Raw genomic sequence first — 23321 nt, forward strand, 5'->3', positions numbered from 1 at the left:
CGGCCGTTTTTATATCCTAGCTTACCGACTGTATGTCGATAAATAATTGCTGATAGAGATTAGGGAAGAAGATGAACAAGTTCACAGTAGACAATCAATCGATGGCGTACCTAGATGAAGGTCAAGGCCCTGTTGTTGTATTAGGCCACAGCTACCTTTGGGATAGTGCAATGTGGAAGCCACAGATTGAGGCGTTGAAAACTCAGTACCGTTGTATTGTGCCTGAGCTTTGGTCTCATGGTGAATCTCAAGCTGCACCAGCTTCGATGCGTAACTTGAAAGATTACGCTCAGCACGTTTTGGCTCTGCTTGATCATTTAGAGATCGATGAATTCTCAGTGGTAGGTTTATCGGTTGGCGGTATGTGGGGAACGGAGCTTGCGGAGTTAGCACCTGCTCGAATCAAGTCATTGGTATTAATGGATACCTTTGTGGGTTTAGAGCCAGAAGTTGCGCACGCTAAATACTTCCACATGTTAGACACCATCACTCAAACTAAGATGGTTCCTCAACCGATTGTTGAAGCTGTGGTTCCACTGTTCTTTGCTAATGATGCTCAAACCAATACGCCAGCTTTAGTGGAAAGTTTTACGCAGCAGCTATCGGCTCTTGAGGGCGAGAACGCTGAAGAAGTGGCACGAATTGGTCGAATGGTCTTTGGACGTCGCGATATGATTGAATCGGTAGAGAACTTTGCTTTGCCTGTTTTGATTGCTGTTGGACAAGAAGACAAACCACGTCCGGTACTTGAGTCATACCTAATGCACGATTGCATTACGGGCAGTGAATTAGTGGTGATTCCTGGCGCAGGTCATATTAGCTCGTTAGAGCAACCAGAGTTTGTGAACACAATGCTGAAGACGTTTTTAGATAAACATCTGCTGTAAGCTTTAAATACTGAATACTATGGCTCGGCTTAGACGTGACAGTTTAAGCCGATTTTTTTTGTCCGAGTTTTGGTTCGCTGCCATCGAGTAGGCGGCGGATATTCTGGTGGTGACGTAACACGATCAAACAGCACAGCATGGCTACTGGCAATGTGTATTGAGGTTTGACTAACCAAGCGTAGAAAGGGGCAAGTAGCACAGTAACCAGTGCCGCTAAAGAAGAGTAACGAAACAAAAACGCGACCACTAACCAAGTCGCCATGATCATACCGGTTAGATCGAATCCTATTGGGGCGATAGCGCCGAGTGCGGTTGCGACGCCTTTACCACCTTTAAAGTGGAAGAAGATCGGATACATATGGCCAAGACACGCCGCAATCGCCACAACCCCTAAAATGATTGGGTCGATCTTGAGGTAGTAGCCAAGCCAGACGGGGATGGTGCCTTTCAGCATGTCACACAGGAGGACTGCTGCAGCTGCGCCTTTACCGCCAACGCGCAGTACATTAGTGGCACCAGGGTTATTGGAGCCCACCGTTCTTGGATCAGGAAGCCTTAAGACTCGGCATATCAAGACCGCACTAGAGATTGAACCTAGCAAATAGGCTGCAATGATCATGATTAGTGCCAATGGGGTCATGTCTTTCCTTAAACGGTTATAAGCCTAACGATGGGAAAATAATGCTCAATCCAAGAGTAATTGATATCATATCTCGAATTACGCAAATAATACGTTTTTTTCCCCAATATGGGTATCCGACCTCTAAAAGGACAAGTCATGGCACTGGATAAAGTTTTCATTGAACAGCTAGAAGTAATTACAACGATCGGTGTTTACGATTGGGAACAAGAGATTAAACAAAAACTTGTGCTTGATATTGAAATGGCTCATGACAACCGCCCTGCAGGTAAGAGTGATGATGTGGTTGATGCTTTGGATTACTCGACTGTGAGTACTGCCGTGCTTGACCACATTGCGAATGGCCGATTCCTGCTAGTGGAGCGTGTGGCTGAAGAAGTCGCTGAATTGATCATGACTCAATTCTCTGTGCCTTGGATCAAAATCCGCTTGGCTAAACCGGGCGCAGTACCACAAGCAAAAGCTGTTGGCGTGATCATCGAACGAGGCCAAGCATGACAGTAGCCTATGTTGGTGTTGGCACGAACATAGACCGCGACAAGCATGCAAGGGTGGCATGGACAGAGCTTCAATCGTTAGGGACTAACCTTAAATGCTCTAAAATCTATCACTGTGAGCCCGTGGGTTTTAATAGCCATCCGTTTTATAACTTTGTGATAGAGCTCGACACGTCACTCTCATTGACTGAATTTTCACAGCAGCTGCGTAAAATTGAGTTTAAATGGGGTCGCTCTCAAGATGCGCACAAACTTCAAGATCGAAAACTCGATCTTGATATTGTGCTGTTTGGAGAGGTGGTTTCTGAGCGCGAACCAGAATTACCACGCAGTGATATCTACAAATATCCTTTTGTAACACAACCTCTTTATGATCTTTGTCCTGCGAGAGTGATCCCGCAAGACGGAAGAACCGTCAGTGAAATATGGCAGAAGATGCAGCAATTAGACTCGCTCTCTGTCGTAGATATAAAACTATAATTTTTAAGGTAAGTAATGAGTTATTTTGAAGCGTTTATGTTGGCGTTGGTGCAAGGCTTTACTGAGTTTTTACCTATTTCCAGTTCTGCACACTTAATCCTTCCTTCTGCTGTTTTAGGTTGGGAAGATCAAGGTTTGGCTTTTGATGTTGCTGTCCATGTCGGTACTTTGGCCGCGGTAGTGATCTATTTCCGTAAAGAAGTGGTCTCTCTGTTGAGCGCATTCTTTGGTTCAGTGTTTAAAGGCGATCGCAGCAAGGAAGCGAAGTTAGCGTGGATGATCATTCTCGCGACGATTCCTGCGTGTATCTTTGGTTTGTTGATGAAAGATATTGTTGAGCTTTACTTACGCAGTGCGTGGGTGATCGCAACCACAACGATTATCTTTGGTTTGTTGTTATGGTGGGTGGATAAGAACTCAAGCTTGCGTGATGACGAATACCAAGCAGGTTGGAAAAAGGCGCTGTTTATAGGCCTTGCTCAAGCAATGGCGATCATTCCGGGCACGTCTCGTTCTGGTGCAACCATTACCGCGGCACTGTATCTTGGTTTCACACGCGAAGCAGCAGCTCGATTCTCTTTCTTGATGTCTATCCCAATCATCACTCTGGCTGGTGGTTACTTGGGTCTGAAGTTAGTGACCAGTGGTGACCCAATCCATGCTGGCACTTTGCTAACGGGAATCGTGGTTTCTTTCATTAGTGCTTATATCTGTATTCACTTCTTCTTGAAGCTTATCTCTCGTATGGGTATGACACCGTTTGTTATCTACCGCCTGATTCTAGGTTTTGGTCTATTTGCTTTCTTGATGATGCAGTAGCGCTCGACTTTCGAAGACAAATGTTTCTTCTTACAGATTGAAACGGAAAAACCCGCTTAGTCGCGGGTTTTTTAATGCGTGCTTACTAACGGAATGAAGACTAATTATCAGTGAGTTCTGATAACGCGTTTTCGATGGCCGCTGCTCTGCGCTTCTCTTGTTCTTCTCGAATATCTTTACCTTGAAAGCCATCGGCAATAATAGCCTTAACTTCGACTTGCAGCGCTGCTTTATAGGCTGCTTCAAAACGAGCTTTTTGAGGGTAAGGCTGATCTTGTAACCCTTTACGGCCAGCGTGGTCAGCTTGGCAGCAAAGCAAGATGTCGTTAAGTCGATCTGGTTTGCGCCAAACATCGAACTTGTTGAGAACTTTAAGGAAGGTGGTTGGCTTTAACTCACCTGCACGATGGATATTAGAATGCTGCTCGCACACTAACAGCGCAAGATCTCTGAACTCATTAGGTACTCTGACTCGTTCACATAGCTTTTTGATGATCTTAACACCTGTGTGGCAGTGCATTTTGTGGCTTGGCCACTCACTTTTAGGTGTAACGCCTTTACCTAAGTCATGCACTTGAGCAGCAAAGCGTACTGGTAACGATGGGCTTAATAGCGCAGCTTGTTGAGCAACCATCAGTGTGTGAATCCCGGTGTCGATTTCAGGGTGCCATTTTTCAGGTTGAGGGACACCAAATAGAGCGTCAATCTCTGGCAAAACAACCGCTAATGCACCACACTCTTTCAACACTGAAAGGAACACTTCTGGATGTGGCGTACTAAGTGATTTGTGCCACTCTTGCCAAACTCGTTCGGCTGTAAGGTGTGCCAGTTCTCCTGATTCAACGATTGTCGCCATCATGGTCATGGTTTCAGGTGCAATCGTAAAGTTTAGGTGGTGAAGCTTGGCAGCGAAACGGGCAACACGCAGCACACGAAGCGGATCTTCAACAAAGGCATCGGATACGTGTCTAAGAATACGATCGGAGAGATCTTGTTGGCCATGGTAAGGATCGTGAAGGTTGCCTTCATCATCTTGTGCGATGGCGTTAATGGTTAGATCTCGGCGCATCAGATCTTCTTCCAAACTCACGTCTGGAGCGAAGTAACATTCGAAGCCTGTGTAACCAGAGCCTGATTTTCTCTCGGTGCGAGCTAGTGCGTGCTCTTCCTTGGTTTTTGGATGCAGGAATACCGGGAAGTCTTTACCCACCGCAGTGAAGCCAAGGCTTTCCATCTGTTGAGGCGTACTGCCGACCACGACCCAATCTTTATCATAGCTATCAATATTGAGTAGCTTATCGCGCACTGCCCCACCGACTAGATAGCGCTGTAGCCCATTCTCTTCTGGTAGGCTATCGTATATTTGCAACTTATCACCTCGAAATGTTTTATCACTGCTGGACTTTACGGCAAGCAATGGTACTTTCCATTAATCGTAATTATAGGGCAGCACATGTATAAGGAATATTTTGGCTTCGTTGAGATGCCATTTTCGATTGTACCAAATTCTCGCTATTTGTTTTTGAGTCAACGCCATCAAGAAGCGATGCAGAACCTACAAGCCGGTTTAGGCGAAGGCGGGGGCTTTGCAATGCTTACTGGTGAGGTGGGTACAGGGAAAACAACGGTTGCTAAGGCGATGTTGTCTTCTTTGGATCGTCATACTCAGGCTGGCCTTATACTTAATCCTACGTTTTCCAATACGGATTTACTTGAAGCTATCTGCGATGAGTTTGAGGTCGAGTACCCAGAACAAGCATCCTTGAAGCAGCTGAGTCAGGCGATTCACTACTTCTTATTGGATAGCCATGCAGAGGGCATTCAAACCTTATTGGTGATAGACGAAGCTCAACACCTTGCTGCCGATGTGTTGGAGCAGCTTCGCCTTTTAACTAATTTGGAAACCGACAGTCGTAAGCTATTAAAAGTATTGTTGGTTGGTCAACCTGAATTACAACAGCATTTGCAGACCACACAACTGCGTCAATTGGCGCAGCGTATTACAGGGCGTTATCATTTATTGCCTCTCAATATTGAAGAGGCCGGTAAGTACATCGCGTTTCGTCTGGAGACGGCAGGTGGTGAGCAGATGTTGTTCTCGAATCGCTCCGTTAAGCTGATCGCCCAATATACACATGGTATTCCAAGGCTCATTAACTTGGTGTGCGATAAGGCCCTACAGTTAGCTTTTCATGATGGAGAGCAAACACCGAGCAATGAAACAGTCAATAAAGCCTGCCAGCAGGTGATGGCGTTTCAAGCCGAGGTTTACCGTGTCGATAAACCTCGCGCAGCGAGCGCGATACCAAAGCTCGTTCAGTACGCTGGTGCAGCCACCTTGAGTGTCGCACTTGCGATGGCAACTTTTAACTTTGCCCCAACGTACATAGATTCATGGTTAACAACTGAACCTTCAAATGAAGCCCAAACAGTAAGCTCAGCCAAGATGCAGCGGTCGTTAGTGGTGGATATGCCTAAGGCTGTTGCTGAGCCAGAAACAGACAAGTTCGCGCTGCCACTACATATTCAACAACACTTGATGCAAGGGACTAACCGCTCGCTGGCTATCAAGGATTTATACACCCTTTGGGGATACCAGTCTTCATTGCGAGACGGTTTATGTCTAAGCGAGCCGCAAAGTGTTTTCGTATGTGAACAGCAACAATCTAGCTTGGATGATTTACTTGAGTTAGGCGTTCCTGTGGTGTTGAACTTAGACATAGAACAAGAATCTGTGTTTGCGGTGCTTTATGGCGTATCACAAGATTCTGTCGAACTACTGGTTAACGAAAAACTCTTAGTCATGCCGAAGCAATCTCTAGAGCAGATCTGGCAGGGTGATTATGTCGCGATTTGGAAACAGCCGCTGCGAGAGACGCTGAAAGAGGGTTACCAAGGTGAAGCTGTGGCTTTGCTTGATTTGTTGCTTTCTGAGGTGTTGGGAGAGGTTGTGTCTGGTAGTGATGTATTTGATTACGAATTAAAAATGAAGGTTGAAGCGTTTCAAACTTGGCAAAGTATGTCGGTCGACGGCATCGCAGGTCAACGAACATTAGCAAGGTTGCAAAGATTAGCTCAGCTTGATTCTCCGAAGTTGATGTCATTAAGTGGAGGGGCAAGCTAATGTCACGCATTATGCACGAGCTGAATCAGTCTTCGGTTACACAATCATCTATCAATAAATCTAGCTTTAAAGGCTACCAAAATCACCATGTGCCGAACTCGGCAAAGAGCATCAGTAACAAACGTGGTTCGTCGTTAGCCATGGGGTTACTTCTTTTGCTTGTGCCTTCTTTGTTGGTAGGCGGTACCTTGGTTTATCAATCATACAATCAACAGCAAACTGCGCCTCAGCTATTAGCCACGACGCTTCCTAATACACAAACACAGCCAGTTATTGAATCTCAAACTTCTGATGTGGATACTGCAGGCTTGAATGCTGTGGAAGAGGTTAAAGATGACCCCTTGTTTGTGGTTCGTCCTGCGCCAGTTAGCCAAGCTTTGAAAGCACTGCCACGTCAAGAGATGTATGCACAGATTGACTTTGAAAGTACAAATGTCGCAGGCGGATCTATTGTGCCTTTGGCTAGCTCAGAGAGCAGTGCTCGAACGTCAGAGGAATCAGAACTGTCACTGGCTCAGCCTGAGGTTCAGCCAGGTGTAAGCAATGAAAGCACTGCTCTGCAATCGGATAGTGATCTGCTGCAAGGGCTAGATCTCAGTGAGTTACCACCTGATTTAGCATTGAAGCTTGAATCCATCATGGGTGAGCAACAAAGCGCTCCTGAGCCGATGGACTCTAGACCTGCAGGGCAAAGAGGTTCTCAGGTCATTGAATTGGAAACGCACACTAATAGTTTATCAGGAGTGCTACCTAAGTTAGATCTACAAACTCATATGTACTCGAGTAGCGAAACCAAGCGTTGGGTAAAAGTGAACGGCCAAGAAGTGGCTCAAGGAGATTGGATTGGACAAGACATTCAATTACTTGAGATTAAGCCACAATCGGTAATCATAGAGTTCAATCAGCAGAAGATAGAAATCCCAGCTCTGTACGAATGGAAAGGCTAGCGAGTTCTATAAGTATTTAGATAACAGACAAATAAAAAGGAGCACCTAGGTGCTCCTTTTTGATATTCGATACTGAATTTACTGTACCTGATACAAGCGTTAAGTCTACGCCCAACCGTTTGGTGACTTTCTGCGACGAGGCATGATGTGTGGCAGAACAAGGCCAAGAAGTAGACCAATACCCGCAACACCACCACCGTACATGAAGTACTTTAATAGTAGGTCGTCTTTTTGAGTGTCTAGCTTAGCGCGTAGTTCACGGTTCTCTGTTTGAGAGCTCGTCAGCTGCTGGCTAATTTCACTGTAGTTCTGTTCTAGTTCAGCAATCTGCTTGTTACGAGAATCTAGAGAGCTTGCTAGGCCAGCTTTTTCGCTGTCAGCACTCTGACGAGCGTTCGCTAGCTTGCCTTTAACTTCTGTCAGCTCTTTCTCTAGCTTAGGCATGCGCAGTGCCATGCTTTCTTTTGTGCTTACAAACTTGCTTTCAACCCAACCTTTACGGCCACGGTTGTCTTGAATTTGGGTGTAACCTGTACTCTTGTTAGTTTGTAGGTATGTAATCTTTTCACCAGCATCAACACTACCTATGATACGGAAGGTGTTGTTTGGGCCAGAATGCATATAAGTAAATAGTTTGTCAGCAATATAACGGTCTTGTGCAAAGGCAGCTGGAGCCGCAAGCATTGCGAACAAAACTAAGCTAATCAGTTTTTTCACAGTAAATCCCTTAACGATTCAAATTGGGTAGGCGTATGAGTCAGCCTCAATCAGCAAATAATATTTAGTTTCTTTATGCGGTGCAACAAAGAAGGGAGGCAAAGCCTCCCTTTCTGTGCGTTTGAGTCAATAATGACATGGCATTTACATATCGTTACTGAAGCTCACACTATTCTGACGCTAGTATTCACTAACGCAGTCGCGATTACATAGTAAACGCAGCTTGAATTCCGTAGAAGAACACAACAGCAAGTAGAGCACCTGCAGGCAGTGTCACAATCCAAGAAGCCACGATATTTCGTACAACGCCTAAGTTTAGCGCTGCGATACCACGAGCAAAACCAACACCTAATACTGCACCAACTAGTGTCTGTGTAGTAGAGATTGGAAGGCCAGTACCTGAAGCTAGTACAACCGTACATGCAGTTGCAAGTTGTGCAGCAAAGCCACGGCTTGGTGTTAATTCTGTAATACCAGTACCAACGGTTGCCATTACTTTATGACCCATTGTTGCAAGACCAACAACGATACCGAAACCACCTAGAGGAAGAATCCACCATGCGATAGTACTCTTACCTGTGATTTCACCCATGTGCTCAACGGTTGATACAACAGCAGACAGTGGACCAATCGCGTTCGCAACGTCGTTTGAACCGTGTGCAAATGCCATCGCACAAGCTGTGATAACCATTAGTACCGAGAAGATGCCTTCAACACCGGCAAAGCCGTGGTCTTCTTCGCGGTTAGCAAATTTCTTCTGGATGTATAGGTAACCGCCGATCATAACAAGCGCAGAAACGCCAGCAGCCCAAACCCATGCTTCAGTGTTGCTTAGGTGAAGACCAACGTGCTTAAGACCTTTCTTGATGGTTACAAGTGCAATCACCATCGTTGTGATGAACATGTATACCGGTACAAAGCGCTTCGCGTTGAATAGCGGGTTCTCTGTATCAAAAATCAGTCGTTGAGCACTTACAAATATCACGTAAGCGAAGAAGCCGGAAATAACGGGTGTGATAATCCAACTGCCCACAATACCTTGAACACTGTTCCAGTCTACAGCTTCAGTACCTACAGAAATACAAGCAAAACCGATGATTGCACCGATGATTGAGTGAGTCGTAGAAACCGGCCAGCCCATGTAAGAAGCTAGAAGTAGCCATGTACCAGCAGCAAGAAGTGCTGACATCATGCCGTACACAAGTACATCTGGTTGATGAGCGAATAGAGACGTTTCGATAACACCTTTACGGATCGTGTCTGTTACTTCGCCGCCCGCAAGGTAAGCACCTGCGAATTCAAAGATCATTGCGATAATGATCGCTTGTTTAACGGTTAGAGCTTTAGAGCCTACTGAGGTGCCCATTGCGTTCGCAACGTCATTTGCACCAATACCAATAGCCATCAAGAAACCGAAAGCTGCTGCAACAATAATCAGGACAGTGCCGTAGTTAGCAAGGATATCCATCGTAATACCTAGTTGTTTGATAACAAGCGGAACAAATTTAGACGCAAAAAAACGCTCAGCGAGAGAAATACTCAGCGCATAAGTGGTTTGTTCAAAAAATGCTCTTCGTTATATGGTTAACGTATGATTTAAGATCGAGAAAGCATTACTTCAAGACGAGCGCCTACACGCTGTGCTTGATCTGCAATACCACCAACCCATTCAAGAATTTTGTATAAGAACATGATATCAACTGGATTCAGATCGCCTTCAATCGCCATTAGTTGTTGGCGTAGTTCGATCTGCATCGCATCCGTGTCATCTTCAATTACATCTAATTGATGAATCATTTCGGCAACGAGTGTTACTTCACGGCCTTTAAAGCCAGTCTCAAGTAATTCGTCTAATTCATTGATTACGTTTTGTGCTTGGTTCGCTGCATCTAGACAACGTTTAACGTAAGCGATGAAGTTTTCTTGCATAGGAGCAGGAATGACAAGTTGACGACCATATACACGGCCAGCAATGTCTTTCGCTAGGTTTGCGAGTTTGTCTTGTTGCGTTAATAGCTCCAACATATCGGTGCGATCAACTGGCATAAACAAACCACGAGGAAGTTTAAGGCGAATTTCACGTTTTAGTACGTCAGCTTCTTTCTCAAGGTGAGAAATTTGAGCTCGAATTTCTGATGCTTTTTCCCAGTCACCTTTTGAAGAAACTTCAAAGAAATTAACTAGGTGAGAACAACATTCGTTCACGCATACTACGTGACGCTGCAAAGGTTTAATTGGGGACTTTGCAAATAACCCCATAATTGTATTTACTGGCATGGTCATCCAACCTAATAAATAATAACCTTAAAACAACATACACCATATTCATGGTGAAATGTTAAGCGATGGCTACAAAGTCGCGCATGTTAACCTAATCAATCTCTCATTAAAACTGTTTTAGATCATCATAAGGGCGATATTTCTGACTTGCCGACTTTTCAAATTGGCAATATCCTGTCCCTATCTTCACAGAAAGGTATAACTATGGAAACCGAGATAGAACTGAAGTTTTTTGTTTCTCCTGAATTTTCAGAGACTTTACGCAATAAAATTGCTGAAACTAAAGTACTTCAGCACAGTTGTCGTGAGCTAGGTAACATCTACTTTGACACCGCTGACAACTGGCTACGTAAGCACGATACCGGCTTACGCATTCGACGCTTTGATGACGTATTTGTACAAACCGTAAAGACAGCGGGTCGTGTGGTTGCTGGCCTGCATCAAAGGCCTGAATACAATGCAGAACATGACAGCAACGAACCTAAGCTCGCCCTGCACCCAGAGGATATCTGGCCGGCAGGTAAAGACATCGAAACGTTGCAAGCTGAGCTGACTCCTCTGTTCTCTACCAACTTCACGCGCGAGCAGTGGTTGATTGGTATGCCTGATGGCAGTCAAGTCGAGGTCGCATTCGACCAGGGCTTCGTTGAGTCAGGTGACCTGCAAGAACCGATTTGCGAAGTCGAATTAGAACTTAAATCTGGTCAAACGGATGCGCTATTTACATTGTCTCGCCAATTCTGCGAACAAGGTGGCATGCGTTTGGGCAATCTAAGCAAAGCTGCTAAGGGTTACCGCCTTGCTCAAGGTTATCAAGGAGATGAAGTTACTCCTTTAACTTTAGTTGATACTGATAAAAGTGATACCGTTGAATCGTGTTTCATTCAATCTTTAGAGCACGCTCTCGCTCATTGGCACTATCATGAGCAGATCTTCACCGAGCGCCAATCTATTGAAGCGTTACATGAGATCAGCCACTCGCTCAGTTTTATTCGTCAAACCTTCACTATCTACGGTGGCATTGTCCCAAGACGTGCGAGTGCTATTTTACGTCAAGAGTTGAAGTGGCTTGAGCAAGAGCTCGACTGGCTGAAAAGCTATGACCATTTCGAAGACTTGCTGGAAGATAAAGGACACGTACTACGTAAACTCGATGCGCGTAAGTTCTTAGTGGCTGAGCTTAAAGAGATGCAAGAGCAATTGCCAGATCGGGAAGAGTTACTAACCTTGCTGAGCTCTGCTCGTTACACTGGTTTATTGTTAGATCTGAGCCGCTGGATCTTGTCTCGTGGCTGGCAACCTTTCTTAGATGAGAAAGCGCGTGAACAAATGGGTCGTGGTATCGAATGGTTTTCCGTGCAGCAACTCGATCGCACATGGGCTGACTTGATGGAAGCTTTCCCGCCAGAACGAGTGATGACCAGCCAAGCGTATATTGAACAGCAATACCGTTTGATGCGTAATCTGTATTCTGGTGTTGGCTTCGCGAGTTTATATGATGACGCTGAACGAAACAGCTTCCGCTTGCCATGGGCCGATATGGTGCAAGGTATTGATGACTTGCTGGCACTTAAAACATTAGAGCCTTTGACTGAGAAGTTGGAAGGCGACGAGAAGGTTCAGCTAGAGCGTTGGTTGGCTCGTCAAGAAGTGTCTATTCTGCATGCGATGGAACAAACACGCCAAATCAGTGTTGAGGTTGAGCCATACTGGCAAGACTAAACTCAACACCTGTATCAATATAAGTATGAATTTGAAAATAGGGCTTCGGCCCTATTTTTTTGTTTGTTGCTCAAGCTTTTCGAGTCGCTCTAAGATCTTCTGTTGTTGCTCAATGATCTTCTCAAGGTGCTTCTCTTTGTTTTCCGCGCGTTGATTCTCATGATGAGTTGGAGAGGTGATCAAAGAAGTAATCAAGCCTGAAATCATACCAAACACACCCACACCGCAAATGATCACCAGAGAGGCAACTAATTTTCCTGAGCTCGTGACGGGATAATGATCGCCATATCCCACGGTACTGATGGTCACAAACGCCCACCATAAAGCATCTTGTCCAGTGGTGATGTTGGCATTGGGGTCTTTGTGTTCTAACAGCAGTATTGTTCCTGCTCCTATGGTCAGGAGAATGACCAGCAGCAATATAATCGAGGCGAGGGTGGTTTCTTTACGATTGCGGAATAGCTCTCTGAGAACGCGTTTACCCGAACGAAGAACAAGAATGACACGCAGGATCTGAAAAATGCGAGCGAAACGAAGTGGTTCGATCATTGGGATGCTTGCTAAGAAATCGATCCAGTGTACTTTTAGATATTCTTTTTTGTTTTGTGATCTGAATAGATCAATTGTGAGCTGAAAAAGAAAAACACTACAGATTATAAAATCGAGGCCGATAAGGACTTGTTTCGATTCTTTGTCGATCGGTACGAACAATAAGCCTGAGATCACAAATAACGCTAAGAAAGAGAGAATCAGTGACAATAAGCTCATCGGCTTGGTGGCGTCTTTGGTATTATTCAACATTCATACGAGGCTCAAAATAAATCGCGAACTTTGACTGACATAGCCACCTCGCGGATATAGAAGCCATCAATATATAAGAATTAATGGAGAACTGACAATGACTAAACTGTCATTCAAGCCGTGGGAAAGGATAATCTCTGACGTTCGTCTCGTTCCAAAAATGGTCATGTTGATGATATTCAGCACAATCTTGATCATTTCGAAGCAGCTATGGGACGCAAGTACGTTTTACGATTCATTGCTTGCTGTAACCAACAATGCGCAAGTCGCACAACAGCATTACGAGACTTACTTAGTTCAAGTGGCTTGGCAAACAGCCTTGATGATCATTGTGTTTGTGGTTCTTCTATTAGCAGCGGCGCGCGTTATGCTGCGCCAGACTCAATACCTTAATGACGCCATTAAAACCATGGCCGACAAGAACTTATCAGTGCCGATTCAAATGGATTGTAAAGATGAATATGGCGATGTGGCACGCGAACTTGAAAAAACTCGCGTTCAACTGAACGACATGATCAAAACTCAAGTGGCTTCTTCTGATGAACTGTTTGCTCTGACGGAAGTGATGACCATCAGCATGTCTGAAACCAAAGAATCAGCTCAAGAAGAGTTCAATGAGATTGATCAGCTGGCAACAGCAATGAGTGAGATGACGTCTACGGTACAAACTGTTGCTGAGCATGCGCAAAGCGCTTCTTCATTGACGGAACAGGCATCAGGCCAAGCTCTTACTGGTCAGAAGTTCGTTCAAGGGTCTGTTTCTAAGATGAGTGAGCTATCTTCAGATATCGCAGCATCTGCAGCAGCGGTAAACCAAGTTGAAGAGCGCGTTGACTCAATTGGCAGTGTGGTTGGTACTATCCAAGGCATTTCAGAACAAACAAACCTACTAGCATTGAACGCTGCAATTGAAGCGGCACGTGCAGGTGAAGCGGGTCGTGGTTTTGCTGTTGTTGCTGATGAGGTTCGTAACCTTGCACAGCGCACTCAGCAAGCGACTGTCGAGATTCAAGATATGATCAGTCATCTGCAAAGCAGCGCTAACTCTGCGGTAGAACTGATGGAGAAGAGTGTTGTAGAAGCGGCTGAAGGCGTGGACCTTGTGACCAATGCAGGCTCTGAGCTTGATGGTATCGTAAGCCAAGTAAACCAAATTAATGATATGAACTTCCAGATCGCGACCGCTGCAGGTCAACAGAGCAGCGTTGCAGAAGAGATGAGTGTCAACCTGACCAATGTTCGTGAGCTTGTCGAAGCTTCAGTTGTGGTTGTTGGTGAGCTGTTGGAGACCTCTCAGCTTATGGAAAGCAACGCACAAGAACTCGACGGTAAGATTAAGCAATTTAAGGTTTAGTCATGTTCTCTAAATCCTTATTGATAGAGGCTGTTTTCTAGAGAGAAAGGCCTAACTCTATAAGTTCACTGATAAAACGCCCACATTGCTAATGTGGGCGTTTTTTATTGGCGTAACTTTGGTATAACTTATCTTTAGTTATGAAAACTCGTTATTGAAGAACCGAATCGATAAACCGATTGTTCGGCGCGCAGCTTATACAAGGAAGAAACATGCCATTGCCTTCTCAACTCGTCACTCACTCACAGTCTGCTTTTGAGCAATTACTAGAGCATCAAAGTGAAGCCATCAATACTTGGTCTGAGCCACAGACTGAGGAGCTTAAACGTGTACTCGGTTTAAGCTGTTTTATTGGTGATTGCCTGCAGCGTGATACGGTTTTATGCGGTGACTTACCTGATATGTTGGCATGTGCAGAGCGTGCTGAAGGGTACCGAGAGCGACTGGCTGGATTACTTTCTGGTTGTGCTGATGAAATGAGTGGTCAGCGCGTGCTGCGTCAATTCCGCAATCGAGAAATGACCTATATTGCTTGGCGTGATTTTATGGGCTCATGGGAGTTAGAACAGAGCTTAAGTCACCTATCGATGTTAGCTGAGGCAATGATCTTCGAGACCTATCAATGGCAGTACGATATTTGTTGTAAAGAGTGGGGCACACCATGCAATGAACAGGGTGAAGCGCAGCCGATGCTGATCATTGGCATGGGTAAGCTAGGGGGCGGTGAGCTCAACTTCTCTTCTGATATCGACCTGATTTTTACCTATCCTGAAAATGGCGAAACCCAAGGTGCAAGACGAAGTATCGCCAACGCACAATTTTTCACACGCTTGGGGCAACGAATTATCAAGGCGCTTGATCAGCAAACCTTTGACGGGTTCTGCTATCGCGTCGATATGCGCCTGCGTCCATTCGGTGAGAGTGGTCCATTGGTGATGAGCTACGCTGCACTGGAAGATTACTACCAAGAGCAAGGTCGCGATTGGGAACGCTATGCGATGGTGAAAGCGCGAGTGATGGGCAGCGAAATGTACCCTGAATACCAAGAGCTCCGCCAGATGCTGCGCCCATTTGTATTCCGTCGTTATATCGATTTCAGTGCGATTCAATCTTTGCGTCGTATGAAGTCGATGATAAGCAGCGAAGTACGTCGTCGTGGATTATCAAACAACATCAAGCTGGGGTCTGGTGGGATTCGCGAAGTGGAATTTATTGCACAAGTATTCCAATTGATTCGTGGTGGCCGTGAACCGAGCCTTCGTGGTCGAGGGTTACTGGAAACCTTAAGCGCGATTGAATCACTTCATCTGTTAGAGGCAGAAGAGGTAGGGCACTTACGTGAGGCTTATCTGTTTTTGCGTCGCCTTGAGAACCTGTTACAAGCAATGGCCGACAAGCAAACTCAAACCTTACCTGACGGTGAATTCGAACAGTTGCAACTCGCTGTCGCAATGCAATTCACTGATTGGGATAGTTTGATTGAGGCAACTCGTGCTCATATGGCCAATGTACATACCGTGTTCGAAGATCTGATTGGTGTTGATGAAGATGACGCCAACCCGATTGCTAGTCACTTTAGTGAACTGTGGGATATGGCCCATAAACCAGATGTGATTGAACATGTTCTGGAACATGATATTGCGATTGCTAACCCACCGGAAGCCGCGAAAACGATTATTCAATTTAAAGCCGATTTGGCTAAGAAGACCCTTGGCCCACGGGGCCGTGAAGTCCTCAATCGATTGATGCCGAAAGTGTTTCAAGCACTGTACACCGCTAAGGATGCCGAGTTTGGTTTGTCTCGAGTACTGCATCTACTGCATAAAATCGTTACTCGTACCACTTACCTTGAACTACTAGATGAGCACCCTGCCGCGTTGACTCAGCTTGTACGCCTATGTACCGCTAGCCCGATGATCTCAGAGCAGCTTGGACGTTACCCAATTTTGTTAGATGAACTTATCGACCCTCAGCAACTCTACAACCCAGTGCCTTTGGAGTCGTATAAAACAGAGCTGCGTGATTACCTAGCCCGTATTCCTGAAGATGATATGGAGCAACAGATGGAAGGCCTGCGCCAGTTTAAGCAGACCTGTATCCTGAGAATTGCAGCCGCGGATATAGCGGGTGCTCTACCTGTCATGAAGGTCAGTGATCACTTGACCTACTTAGCCGAAGCGATTGTTGAGGCGGGGGTTAATCAAGCTTGGTTACAAGTATCGGCCAAGTTTGGTGAACCGACTCATGTTAAAGATCGCGAAGGTCGCGGTTTTGCGGTTGTTGGTTACGGTAAGGTCGGTGGTTGGGAGCTTGGCTACAACTCAGACTTAGACATTGTGTTTATGCACGACTGCCCGGTACACATCTATACTGATGGTAAGAAAGAAATCGATGGACGCCAATTTTATCTGAGGTTGGCACAGCGTATTATTCATATTTTCTCGACCAGAACCGCTTCTGGTATTCTGTACGAAGTCGACACTCGTCTACGCCCTTCTGGTGCATCTGGCCTGTTGGTGAGTCCAACCGATGCCTTTGATGAGTATCAGCACAATGACGCGTGGACTTGGGAACACCAAGCTTTGACTCGCGCTCGTATGATCTATGGTGACGACTTATTGGCCTCAGCATTTAACAAGACTCGCCATGAGGTTCTGTGCTTGGCGCGTGATGAGGCAACACTCAAAAAGTCAGTTGTAGATATGCGTGAAAAGATGCGCGGCCATTTAGGCGGCAAAAAAACCGATCGATTCATGCTCAAACAAGATGCGGGTGGTATTACCGATATCGAATTTTTGGCGCAATATTTAGTCCTTCGGTACAGCAATGAGAAGCCAAAGCTTACTCGTTGGTGTGATAATGTACGAATCTTTGAAAGCCTGCTGTCACAAGGGATTATGGACGAGCAACAAGGCATGGCATTAACCCATGCTTATACAACGTTAAGAGATGAAATCCACCACCGCAATCTACTCAATCTTGATGCGGATGTGGCAATTAATAAGTTTGAAATGGAAAGAGAACACGTGGTTCGAGCATGGAAGCAGTGGATGGAAGCGTAGCTTGTCTTTTGCTTAGCTATCACAGTGCCTATCGAGGTAGGCTTTACTCATTTTTCTAAGGTTTAGCCACTGTAATCAGTGTGCTAGACTCTAGCCAGATTCGATTTTTGGAGCTCAACAATGAAACCAATTCTACCTGACTACAGCCAATCAGGTGTTCTTATTGTCGGTGACGTCATGCTTGATCGTTACTGGTATGGTCCAACTGGCCGTATTTCACCAGAAGCACCTGTACCCGTTGTAAAAGTAGAAAATAACGAAGAGCGTCCAGGTGGTGCTGCCAACGTTGCAATGAACATTGCCTCTCTTGGTGGTCATGCTCATGTTGTTGGTTTAACTGGTAAAGATGAACCCGCCGAGGTGTTAAAAAACACTTTGGGCGCACTAAAGGTTAAGTGTGATTTCGTTGAGTTAGAAGACTATCCAACCATCACAAAACTACGAGTGATGAGCCGTGGTCAGCAGTTGATTCGTCTTGATTTTGAAGACAAATTTGAAAACACTAATCCAGAGCTTATTCTGTCTCGCATGGAGCAAGCACTGCCAAATGTCCGTTCGGTTATCTTGTCAGATTATGCGAAGGGTGCATTAGAGCATGTACAGAGCTTCATTCAAAAAGCACGCGCAGCGAATGTTCCAGTATTCATCGATCCAAAAGGCGCGGATTTAGAGCGCTACCGTGGTGCGACTTTGCTTACGCCAAATATGGCGGAGTTCGAGCTAGTTGCAGGTAAAGTTAAATCAGAAGAAGACCTTATCGAGAAGGGCATTGCCTTGATCGAAAAATATGATTTTGAAGCTTTGTTGGTGACTCGCAGCGAGAACGGTATGACTCTGCTGCGTAAAGGTCAGGCACCGTTCCACTTACCGACTCAAGCCAAGGAAGTGTACGATGTCACAGGTGCCGGCGATACGGTTATCTCTGTCCTTGCAGCTTCTGTTGCTGCTGGTAAACCTCTGGATGAAGCGTGTGCATTAGCGAATGCGGCTGCTGGTGTAGTTGTTGGTAAGCTAGGTACATCGACACTGTCTACGATAGAATTAGCGGAAGCGATTCACGGCAGCCAAGATACAGACTACGGCGTTATCTCTGAAGCAGCACTGGTTGAAGCGGTGAAGCGTGCTCGTGCGAAAGGCGAGAAAGTGGTTATGACCAATGGCTGCTTTGATATTCTGCACGCTGGGCATGTTTCTTACATGAATCATGCTGCTGAGTTGGGCGATCGTTTGATCGTTGCGGTTAATACTGATGAATCAGTAAAACGTTTGAAAGGTCCAGGTCGTCCTGTGAATCCAACTGATCGTCGTATGGCGGTATTGGCTGGCTTAGGTGCGGTTGATTGGGTTGTACCATTCTCTGAAGATACTCCTCAACGTTTAATCTCTGAGGTATTGCCAAGCATTCTTGTTAAAGGCGGTGATTACAAACCTGAAGAGATCGCTGGTGGTGCGGAAGTGATTGCTGCTGGTGGTGAAGTGAAAGTACTTAATTTTGAAGATGGTTGCTCTACCACTGAAATCATTAAAGCGATTAAAGGTGGCCGAGGCTAACCTTCGGTCTTTTAGCTTCTATGCTAGCTTTTGAATAGATAATAAAAATGCCGCTCAATGAGCGGCATTTTTGTAACTTAAGTAATTCTGAATTACTTACTTGCTACTTTTAGACCTGCGTTTACATCAACGATGTCTTGTTCGCTTAGCGTACCAACCGCTTGGCGAAGCTGAAGTACACTTAGGATATAGTTGTAACGAGCATCTGAAAGGTTTTTGTTCGCATCGTATAGACGACGAGTTGAATCTAGTACGTCAACGATAGTACGAGTACCCACATCAAAACCTGCTTCTGTCGCTTCTAGAGCTGATTGAGCAGAAACTACAGATTGTTCGTAAGCGCGTAGCGCACCGATCGAAGCACTGATGTTGTTGTTGAACGCACGTACGTCTTTTACAACGCTACGGTAAGTCGCTTCTAGATCTTCACTTGCTGCAACGTAGTTGTATTCAGCCTGTTTAGTCAATGAAGTTGTGTTGCCACCCGTGTATAGAGGTACAACTAAGTTCAAACCAATGTTTAGGTTGTCTTGGTCGTAATCTTGGGTGCTGTTTGATTGATCTGAAAGAGCGTAGCTACCATCTAGTGTTAAGCTTGGTAGGTGACCAGAGCTTGCTAGAGAGATGTTGTCTTTTGCTACGTCTTGAGAGATACGTGCAGCCAATAAGCTAAGGTTCTTTTGTTCTGCTTGTTCAACAAGCGCAACAGCAGACTCAGAAGATTTGCTTGCTGAGAAACGATCAGTATCTAGGATGCTTAGGTTAGAGTGTTCCTGACCTGTAATCTCACGTAGACCTTCGTAGCTATTCGTTAGGTCGTTCTCTGCAAGAACTTCATCAGCCAAAACGCCATCGTACTGAGCTTGCGCATCATGTACATCGGTGATTGCTGAAAGACCTACTTCAAAACGCTGTTTAGTTTGCTCTAGTTGACGAGCAACTGCTGCTTTCTCTGCACGAACAAATTCTAGGTTATCTTGAGCGCGAAGTACTTCGAAATATGCTGTCGCAACACGAAGAATCAAGGCTTGTTGTTCTGCCGCGTAAGCTGAATCAGATTGACGAGCGGTTTTCTCTGCCGTATCTAGTGTGATCCATGAAGAGCGCTGATAAAGCTCTTGGCTGAAGCCGATAGCAGCTCCCCAAGTGTTGTTATCAATGCTTGAATTACCAACACCTGATGTATCTCGATCACCACGATTAATGTCGTAGTTTGCTGTTAGGTTAATTTGTGGTAGCAAATCACTACGGCTTGACGTTACTGCTTCAAAAGCGGCATCGCGCTGCGCTGCTGAACGAAGAAGTTGAGGATCGTTCTGTTTTGCTTGGTCGTAAACTTCAGCTAGCGTATCAGCAAAAGCTGACGAACTCAGGCTGCCAATTGCTGCACTGATAAATAGTGGAAGCAGTTTTTTCATTTTCCTATTCCTGCCTTTTATGGAATTTTCTTTAAAAGAGTTTAACCCAGTTTGGTGGTAATTTACTCGAAACTTTGCACTTTTTTACAGTTAACTGTCCACTTGTGCAATATTTATTTTTTGAAACTTAACTTTAAGTATAAATTTTATATAAAAAGTTGAACCTTATCCTTGGTAGTTAACTCGGACAATGAGTAAACTATAAAGATCACTTAGTGAGGTACCAAATGCAACAGTATGACAATCAACGACATGAGTTTACTCCGCAAGATGTGGAAATAGTCTCAAAAGAGACGCTGTTTCGTGGTTTTTTCAAAATGGTTAAGTACACATTTAGACATAGACTGTTTGAGGGCGGCTGGAGCCAACCAATAGAGCGTGAGATGTTTGAGCGTGGACATGCTGCTGCTTTGCTACCTTATGATCCTGTGCGTGACGAAGTTGTGATCGTCGAACAGATCCGTGTCGGTGCTCTAGAGCATGAGACCCCATGGCAATACGAAATTGTTGCTGGGATCATTGATACCGATGAATCACCACAAGATGTCGCTCGTCGTGAAGCGATGGAAGAAGCCGGGGTCGAAGTCGGATCTGTGTTGCCTATTACTTCGTATTACCCTTCATCTGGTGGTTGCTCAGAAAAGCTTGACGTCTTTGTTGGCTGTGTTGATGCAACGACAGCCAAAGGGGTACACGGATTGGACTACGAAGGTGAAGACATTCGCGTACAAGTGATGAGTCGTGAAACTGCTTATCAGTTGGTAAAAGACGGTGTGTTTGAAAATGGAGCCACGATCATTGCGCTACAGTGGCTACAATTGAACTACCAAGAATTACAGTCAGAGTGGATAGATTAACGTCATGCCAAATATAGCAGTCAAGAAACCGTATCATGTTGATCTTGCTGAATTGATGCGAGTTTACGAGACGAACTATGCCAAACTGAACGCTTTGTTACCGGTTGGGCATGAAGTTGGTGACGTTCGCTGTTACCAAGCCGTTAATATGGTGTATCAATTGACAGTGAATGAGGTCACAAAATACACCACATTAATAGATATATGTCAGAGTGACGCGATGCCAGTGTTTCCTTTGCCAAAAATGTCTGTCAGGCTATATCACGACGCTCGAGTTGCAGAAGTGTGCGCTAGCGGGGATTTTTCAAGAGTCAAAGCGAAATATGACTATCCCAACACTAAGCTTCTGCAAAAGGACGAGAAATTTCAATTGAATAAATTTCTTGGGGAATGGTTAACGTTTTGTTTAAAAACGGGTATCAGCCGAACCCCAATTACCTTTTAATTGAGCCTATTTATCAACACTTTTAAAGTCTAAACAGTAACGTATCTGGATTTGTTATTTTGGAATTATCACACACTTCAAAATTTGATGAGAGCACTATTAAGCTTGTGCAGCTAACGGACACGCATTTGTTTGCGCCGAGCAATGGCAGCTTATTAAGCATCAACACTCAAGATAGCTTTCGTGCTGTAGTCGATGGCATTGTTAGTCAGGGTTTTGACTATCAAGCGATTTTAGCAACCGGTGATATCTCTCAAGATCACAGTGCTGAGTCGTACCAGAAATTTGAGTCAGGGATTCAACCTTTGGAAAAGCCATGCTATTGGCTGCCAGGGAACCATGACTTTAAGCCTAATATGGGCAGTGTTTTACCATCACCACAAATACAGTGTGTTGAGCATGTCTTGCTAGGCGATAACTGGCAGATGGTGATGCTAGACTCGCAGGTGGTTGGTGTGCCTCATGGTCGCCTTAGCGATCAACAGCTTGATCTGTTAGAACAAAAGCTGACGGAATTCCCTGAACGTAATACTTTGGTTCTATTGCATCACCATCCATTGCTGGTTGGCAGTGCATGGTTGGATCAGCATAACCTAAAAGACGCCGATCAATTTTGGGATGTGGTTCAACAGCACACCAATGTCAAAGCAGTATTGTGTGGTCACGTTCATCAAGACATGAATCGAGATCATTATGGTGTACAAGTCATGGCAACACCGTCGACTTGTGTGCAATTCAAACCTAACTCAGATGACTTCGCGGTAGATACTTTGTCTCCGGGCTGGAGAGAGATTGAATTACATCAAGACGGAACGGTCAGCACGCAAGTTCGTCGTTTGCCTCATGGGCAGTTCTTGCCTGATTTTGAAGCCGCTGGTTATTAATGAAGGTTGTTATTGATGTTAGGCTCTAATCAGCAAGCGACTAAGCCATCGCTGCTTCTCTATATTCACGGGTTTAACAGTTCATCACGTTCTCATAAAGCGAATGTGATGGCAGATTACTGTGCGGAGCATCGCGCTGATATTAAAGTCGTAACGCCTCAACTGCCGAGTTTCCCTAAGCAAGCGGCACTTCATTTGCAACAGCTGGTGGAGCAATACAAAGAGCAATATCAGATAGCGTTGGTCGGTAGCTCACTAGGTGGCTATCTTTCAACATGGCTGAATAGCCACTATGGTTTTAAAGCGGTGGTTGTAAACCCTGCAGTGAAGCCGTATGAGCTTCTTGCTGACTATTTAGGTGAACAAGTAAACCCATACACAGATGAACGATATGTACTGGAAACAAAACATATTGATGAACTGAAGGCGTTAGAGGTTTCGGCTATCGCTAAGCCGAGCGACTTCTGGTTACTTCAGCAAACGGAAGACGAAGTTCTGGATTACCGACAAGCGGTAGAGAAGTACCAAGGTGCAACACAGACAGTAGAAGAGGGTGGGGATCATAGCTTTGTTGATTTTGAACGCTACCCACAACAAATCATCACCTTTCTAAATCTTTAATCTGTTCCACCAACCAAGTGATTTTCTCTTGTTTGCCTGTTATTTCATCTATCAATGGTGAAATATCATAGTTTGATGTCTTAGTTTTTGAACTAGCTTGACATCATTACTCAGCTTCCAGACTATATTCCCCAATACTTCGCTCGTTCGCTCTACTATGACGGTTCATAGTAATGATTCTGCTTTAGTGAAACTGGAGCCAGCGAACTGACGCA

At 45.1% G+C, this 23321-nt stretch carries 21 protein-coding genes; 14 read left to right on the plus strand and 7 right to left on the minus strand.

The window, feature by feature from the left end; all coding sequences use genetic code 11:
• Nucleotides 1-71: 71 nt before the first annotated feature.
• A complete protein-coding gene (locus OC193_RS02120) occupies nt 72-887 on the plus strand; it encodes an alpha/beta fold hydrolase (protein ID WP_048662645.1) in 816 nt (271 codons plus the stop codon).
• A gap of 43 nt (nt 888-930) precedes the next feature.
• On the opposite strand, the gene plsY is transcribed toward OC193_RS02120, so the two are convergent.
• The gene (gene plsY / locus OC193_RS02125; RefSeq protein ID WP_009847793.1) at nt 931-1527 is read right to left on the minus strand and encodes a glycerol-3-phosphate 1-O-acyltransferase PlsY; all 597 of its coding nucleotides are present in this window, start codon (nt 1525-1527) and stop codon (nt 931-933) included.
• Between the two features lie 138 nt (nt 1528-1665).
• On the opposite strand from plsY, the gene folB reads away from it, so the two are divergent.
• Genes folB through OC193_RS02140 form a run of 3 tightly spaced genes read left to right on the plus strand, consistent with a single transcriptional unit; the run spans nt 1666 to nt 3323 of the window.
• Nucleotides 1666-2025 carry a dihydroneopterin aldolase gene (gene folB, locus OC193_RS02130; protein WP_004735969.1) on the plus strand — a complete coding sequence of 120 codons (360 nt, stop codon included), beginning with the start codon at nt 1666-1668 and terminating at the stop codon, nt 2023-2025.
• The gene (gene folK, locus OC193_RS02135; RefSeq protein WP_048662646.1) at nt 2022-2504 is read left to right on the plus strand and encodes a 2-amino-4-hydroxy-6-hydroxymethyldihydropteridine diphosphokinase; all 483 of its coding nucleotides are present in this window, start codon (nt 2022-2024) and stop codon (nt 2502-2504) included. Before folB ends, folK begins: the two co-directional genes overlap by 4 nt.
• Nucleotides 2505-2519: 15 nt before the next feature.
• Nucleotides 2520-3323: an undecaprenyl-diphosphate phosphatase gene (locus OC193_RS02140; RefSeq protein ID WP_048658005.1), complete on the plus strand. Its 804-nt coding sequence runs from the start codon at nt 2520-2522 to the stop codon at nt 3321-3323.
• A 100-nt stretch (nt 3324-3423) separates the two neighbouring features.
• Here OC193_RS02140 and OC193_RS02145 read toward each other — a convergent pair whose 3' ends face one another.
• On the minus strand, nt 3424-4740 hold the full coding sequence (locus OC193_RS02145) for a multifunctional CCA addition/repair protein (protein ID WP_048662647.1): 1317 nt from the start codon (nt 4738-4740) through the stop codon (nt 3424-3426).
• A 36-nt stretch (nt 4741-4776) separates the two neighbouring features.
• On the opposite strand from OC193_RS02145, the gene OC193_RS02150 reads away from it, so the two are divergent.
• Both OC193_RS02150 and OC193_RS02155 read left to right on the plus strand, forming a co-directional pair.
• The gene (locus tag OC193_RS02150) at nt 4777-6447 is read left to right on the plus strand and encodes an ExeA family protein (protein WP_184957563.1); all 1671 of its coding nucleotides are present in this window, start codon (nt 4777-4779) and stop codon (nt 6445-6447) included.
• Nucleotides 6447-7394 carry a general secretion pathway protein GspB gene (locus tag OC193_RS02155; protein WP_048662649.1) on the plus strand — a complete coding sequence of 316 codons (948 nt, stop codon included), beginning with the start codon at nt 6447-6449 and terminating at the stop codon, nt 7392-7394. The genes OC193_RS02150 and OC193_RS02155 overlap by 1 nt, the downstream gene beginning before the upstream one ends.
• A gap of 105 nt (nt 7395-7499) precedes the next feature.
• Here the strand turns inward: OC193_RS02155 and OC193_RS02160 are convergent, their stop codons facing one another.
• The 3 genes from OC193_RS02160 to OC193_RS02170 form a co-directional block, all read right to left on the minus strand.
• Nucleotides 7500-8111 (minus strand): TIGR04211 family SH3 domain-containing protein, encoded by a 612-nt coding sequence (locus OC193_RS02160; protein ID WP_019826861.1) that lies wholly within the window; start codon nt 8109-8111, stop codon nt 7500-7502.
• A 205-nt stretch (nt 8112-8316) separates the two neighbouring features.
• Nucleotides 8317-9579 (minus strand): inorganic phosphate transporter, encoded by a 1263-nt coding sequence (locus OC193_RS02165; RefSeq protein ID WP_017061418.1) that lies wholly within the window; start codon nt 9577-9579, stop codon nt 8317-8319.
• 128 nt (nt 9580-9707) lie between these two features.
• The gene (locus tag OC193_RS02170; RefSeq protein WP_010434644.1) at nt 9708-10388 is read right to left on the minus strand and encodes a TIGR00153 family protein; all 681 of its coding nucleotides are present in this window, start codon (nt 10386-10388) and stop codon (nt 9708-9710) included.
• Nucleotides 10389-10595: 207 nt separating this feature from the next.
• Here OC193_RS02170 and OC193_RS02175 point away from each other — a divergent pair, with 207 nt between their 5' ends.
• Nucleotides 10596-12113, plus strand: a complete 1518-nt coding sequence (locus OC193_RS02175) for a CYTH and CHAD domain-containing protein (RefSeq protein WP_048609673.1) — start codon at nt 10596-10598, stop codon at nt 12111-12113.
• A 51-nt stretch (nt 12114-12164) separates the two neighbouring features.
• Here the strand turns inward: OC193_RS02175 and OC193_RS02180 are convergent, their stop codons facing one another.
• On the minus strand, nt 12165-12914 hold the full coding sequence (locus OC193_RS02180) for a potassium channel family protein (protein WP_048662650.1): 750 nt from the start codon (nt 12912-12914) through the stop codon (nt 12165-12167).
• A gap of 97 nt (nt 12915-13011) precedes the next feature.
• Between OC193_RS02180 and OC193_RS02185 the strand changes: the two genes are divergently transcribed.
• From OC193_RS02185 to hldE, 3 genes are all read left to right on the plus strand, one after another.
• A complete protein-coding gene (locus tag OC193_RS02185) occupies nt 13012-14268 on the plus strand; it encodes a methyl-accepting chemotaxis protein (RefSeq protein WP_048658011.1) in 1257 nt (418 codons plus the stop codon).
• 212 nt (nt 14269-14480) lie between these two features.
• The gene (gene glnE, locus OC193_RS02190; protein WP_048658012.1) at nt 14481-17330 is read left to right on the plus strand and encodes a bifunctional [glutamate--ammonia ligase]-adenylyl-L-tyrosine phosphorylase/[glutamate--ammonia-ligase] adenylyltransferase; all 2850 of its coding nucleotides are present in this window, start codon (nt 14481-14483) and stop codon (nt 17328-17330) included.
• A 120-nt stretch (nt 17331-17450) separates the two neighbouring features.
• The gene (gene hldE / locus OC193_RS02195) at nt 17451-18881 is read left to right on the plus strand and encodes a bifunctional D-glycero-beta-D-manno-heptose-7-phosphate kinase/D-glycero-beta-D-manno-heptose 1-phosphate adenylyltransferase HldE (protein ID WP_048658013.1); all 1431 of its coding nucleotides are present in this window, start codon (nt 17451-17453) and stop codon (nt 18879-18881) included.
• A 92-nt stretch (nt 18882-18973) separates the two neighbouring features.
• On the opposite strand, the gene tolC is transcribed toward hldE, so the two are convergent.
• A complete protein-coding gene (tolC, locus tag OC193_RS02200) occupies nt 18974-20299 on the minus strand; it encodes an outer membrane channel protein TolC (RefSeq protein ID WP_048658014.1) in 1326 nt (441 codons plus the stop codon).
• Nucleotides 20300-20526: 227 nt separating this feature from the next.
• On the opposite strand from tolC, the gene nudF reads away from it, so the two are divergent.
• The 4 genes from nudF to yqiA are packed head-to-tail and all read left to right on the plus strand — an operon-like array spanning nt 20527 to nt 23106.
• Entirely contained in the window at nt 20527-21156 is a 630-nt protein-coding gene (gene nudF, locus OC193_RS02205) for an ADP-ribose diphosphatase (protein WP_048662651.1), read from the plus strand.
• Nucleotides 21157-21160: 4 nt separating this feature from the next.
• Nucleotides 21161-21601, plus strand: a complete 441-nt coding sequence (locus tag OC193_RS02210) for a DUF1249 family protein (protein WP_004736016.1) — start codon at nt 21161-21163, stop codon at nt 21599-21601.
• A 59-nt stretch (nt 21602-21660) separates the two neighbouring features.
• Nucleotides 21661-22485, plus strand: coding sequence for a 3',5'-cyclic-AMP phosphodiesterase (gene cpdA / locus OC193_RS02215; RefSeq protein ID WP_048658016.1), 825 nt, complete (start codon nt 21661-21663; stop codon nt 22483-22485).
• A 15-nt stretch (nt 22486-22500) separates the two neighbouring features.
• The gene (yqiA, locus tag OC193_RS02220) at nt 22501-23106 is read left to right on the plus strand and encodes an esterase YqiA (protein WP_048658017.1); all 606 of its coding nucleotides are present in this window, start codon (nt 22501-22503) and stop codon (nt 23104-23106) included.
• Nucleotides 23107-23321 lie beyond the last annotated feature (215 nt).

Origin of the sequence: Vibrio crassostreae (assembly GCF_024347415.1) — a bacterium.
Taxonomy (GTDB): Bacteria; Pseudomonadota; Gammaproteobacteria; order Enterobacterales; family Vibrionaceae; genus Vibrio; species Vibrio crassostreae.

Bases quoted from the DNA above. Each gene is read 5' to 3' on its own strand.
- OC193_RS02120 (WP_048662645.1), top strand. From the start codon at position 72: ATGAACAAGTTCACAGTAGACAATCAATCGATGGCGTACCTAGATGAA.
- plsY (WP_009847793.1), bottom strand. From the start codon at position 1,527: ATGACCCCATTGGCACTAATCATGATCATTGCAGCCTATTTGCTAGGT.
- folB (WP_004735969.1), top strand. From the start codon at position 1,666: ATGGCACTGGATAAAGTTTTCATTGAACAGCTAGAAGTAATTACAACG.
- folK (WP_048662646.1), top strand. From the start codon at position 2,022: ATGACAGTAGCCTATGTTGGTGTTGGCACGAACATAGACCGCGACAAG.
- OC193_RS02140 (WP_048658005.1), top strand. From the start codon at position 2,520: ATGAGTTATTTTGAAGCGTTTATGTTGGCGTTGGTGCAAGGCTTTACT.
- OC193_RS02150 (WP_184957563.1), top strand. From the start codon at position 4,777: ATGTATAAGGAATATTTTGGCTTCGTTGAGATGCCATTTTCGATTGTA.
- OC193_RS02155 (WP_048662649.1), top strand. From the start codon at position 6,447: ATGTCACGCATTATGCACGAGCTGAATCAGTCTTCGGTTACACAATCA.
- OC193_RS02165 (WP_017061418.1), bottom strand. From the start codon at position 9,579: ATGGATATCCTTGCTAACTACGGCACTGTCCTGATTATTGTTGCAGCA.
- OC193_RS02170 (WP_010434644.1), bottom strand. From the start codon at position 10,388: ATGCCAGTAAATACAATTATGGGGTTATTTGCAAAGTCCCCAATTAAA.
- OC193_RS02175 (WP_048609673.1), top strand. From the start codon at position 10,596: ATGGAAACCGAGATAGAACTGAAGTTTTTTGTTTCTCCTGAATTTTCA.
- OC193_RS02180 (WP_048662650.1), bottom strand. From the start codon at position 12,914: ATGTTGAATAATACCAAAGACGCCACCAAGCCGATGAGCTTATTGTCA.
- OC193_RS02185 (WP_048658011.1), top strand. From the start codon at position 13,012: ATGACTAAACTGTCATTCAAGCCGTGGGAAAGGATAATCTCTGACGTT.
- glnE (WP_048658012.1), top strand. From the start codon at position 14,481: ATGCCATTGCCTTCTCAACTCGTCACTCACTCACAGTCTGCTTTTGAG.
- hldE (WP_048658013.1), top strand. From the start codon at position 17,451: ATGAAACCAATTCTACCTGACTACAGCCAATCAGGTGTTCTTATTGTC.
- tolC (WP_048658014.1), bottom strand. From the start codon at position 20,299: ATGAAAAAACTGCTTCCACTATTTATCAGTGCAGCAATTGGCAGCCTG.
- nudF (WP_048662651.1), top strand. From the start codon at position 20,527: ATGCAACAGTATGACAATCAACGACATGAGTTTACTCCGCAAGATGTG.
- OC193_RS02210 (WP_004736016.1), top strand. From the start codon at position 21,161: ATGCCAAATATAGCAGTCAAGAAACCGTATCATGTTGATCTTGCTGAA.
- yqiA (WP_048658017.1), top strand. From the start codon at position 22,501: ATGTTAGGCTCTAATCAGCAAGCGACTAAGCCATCGCTGCTTCTCTAT.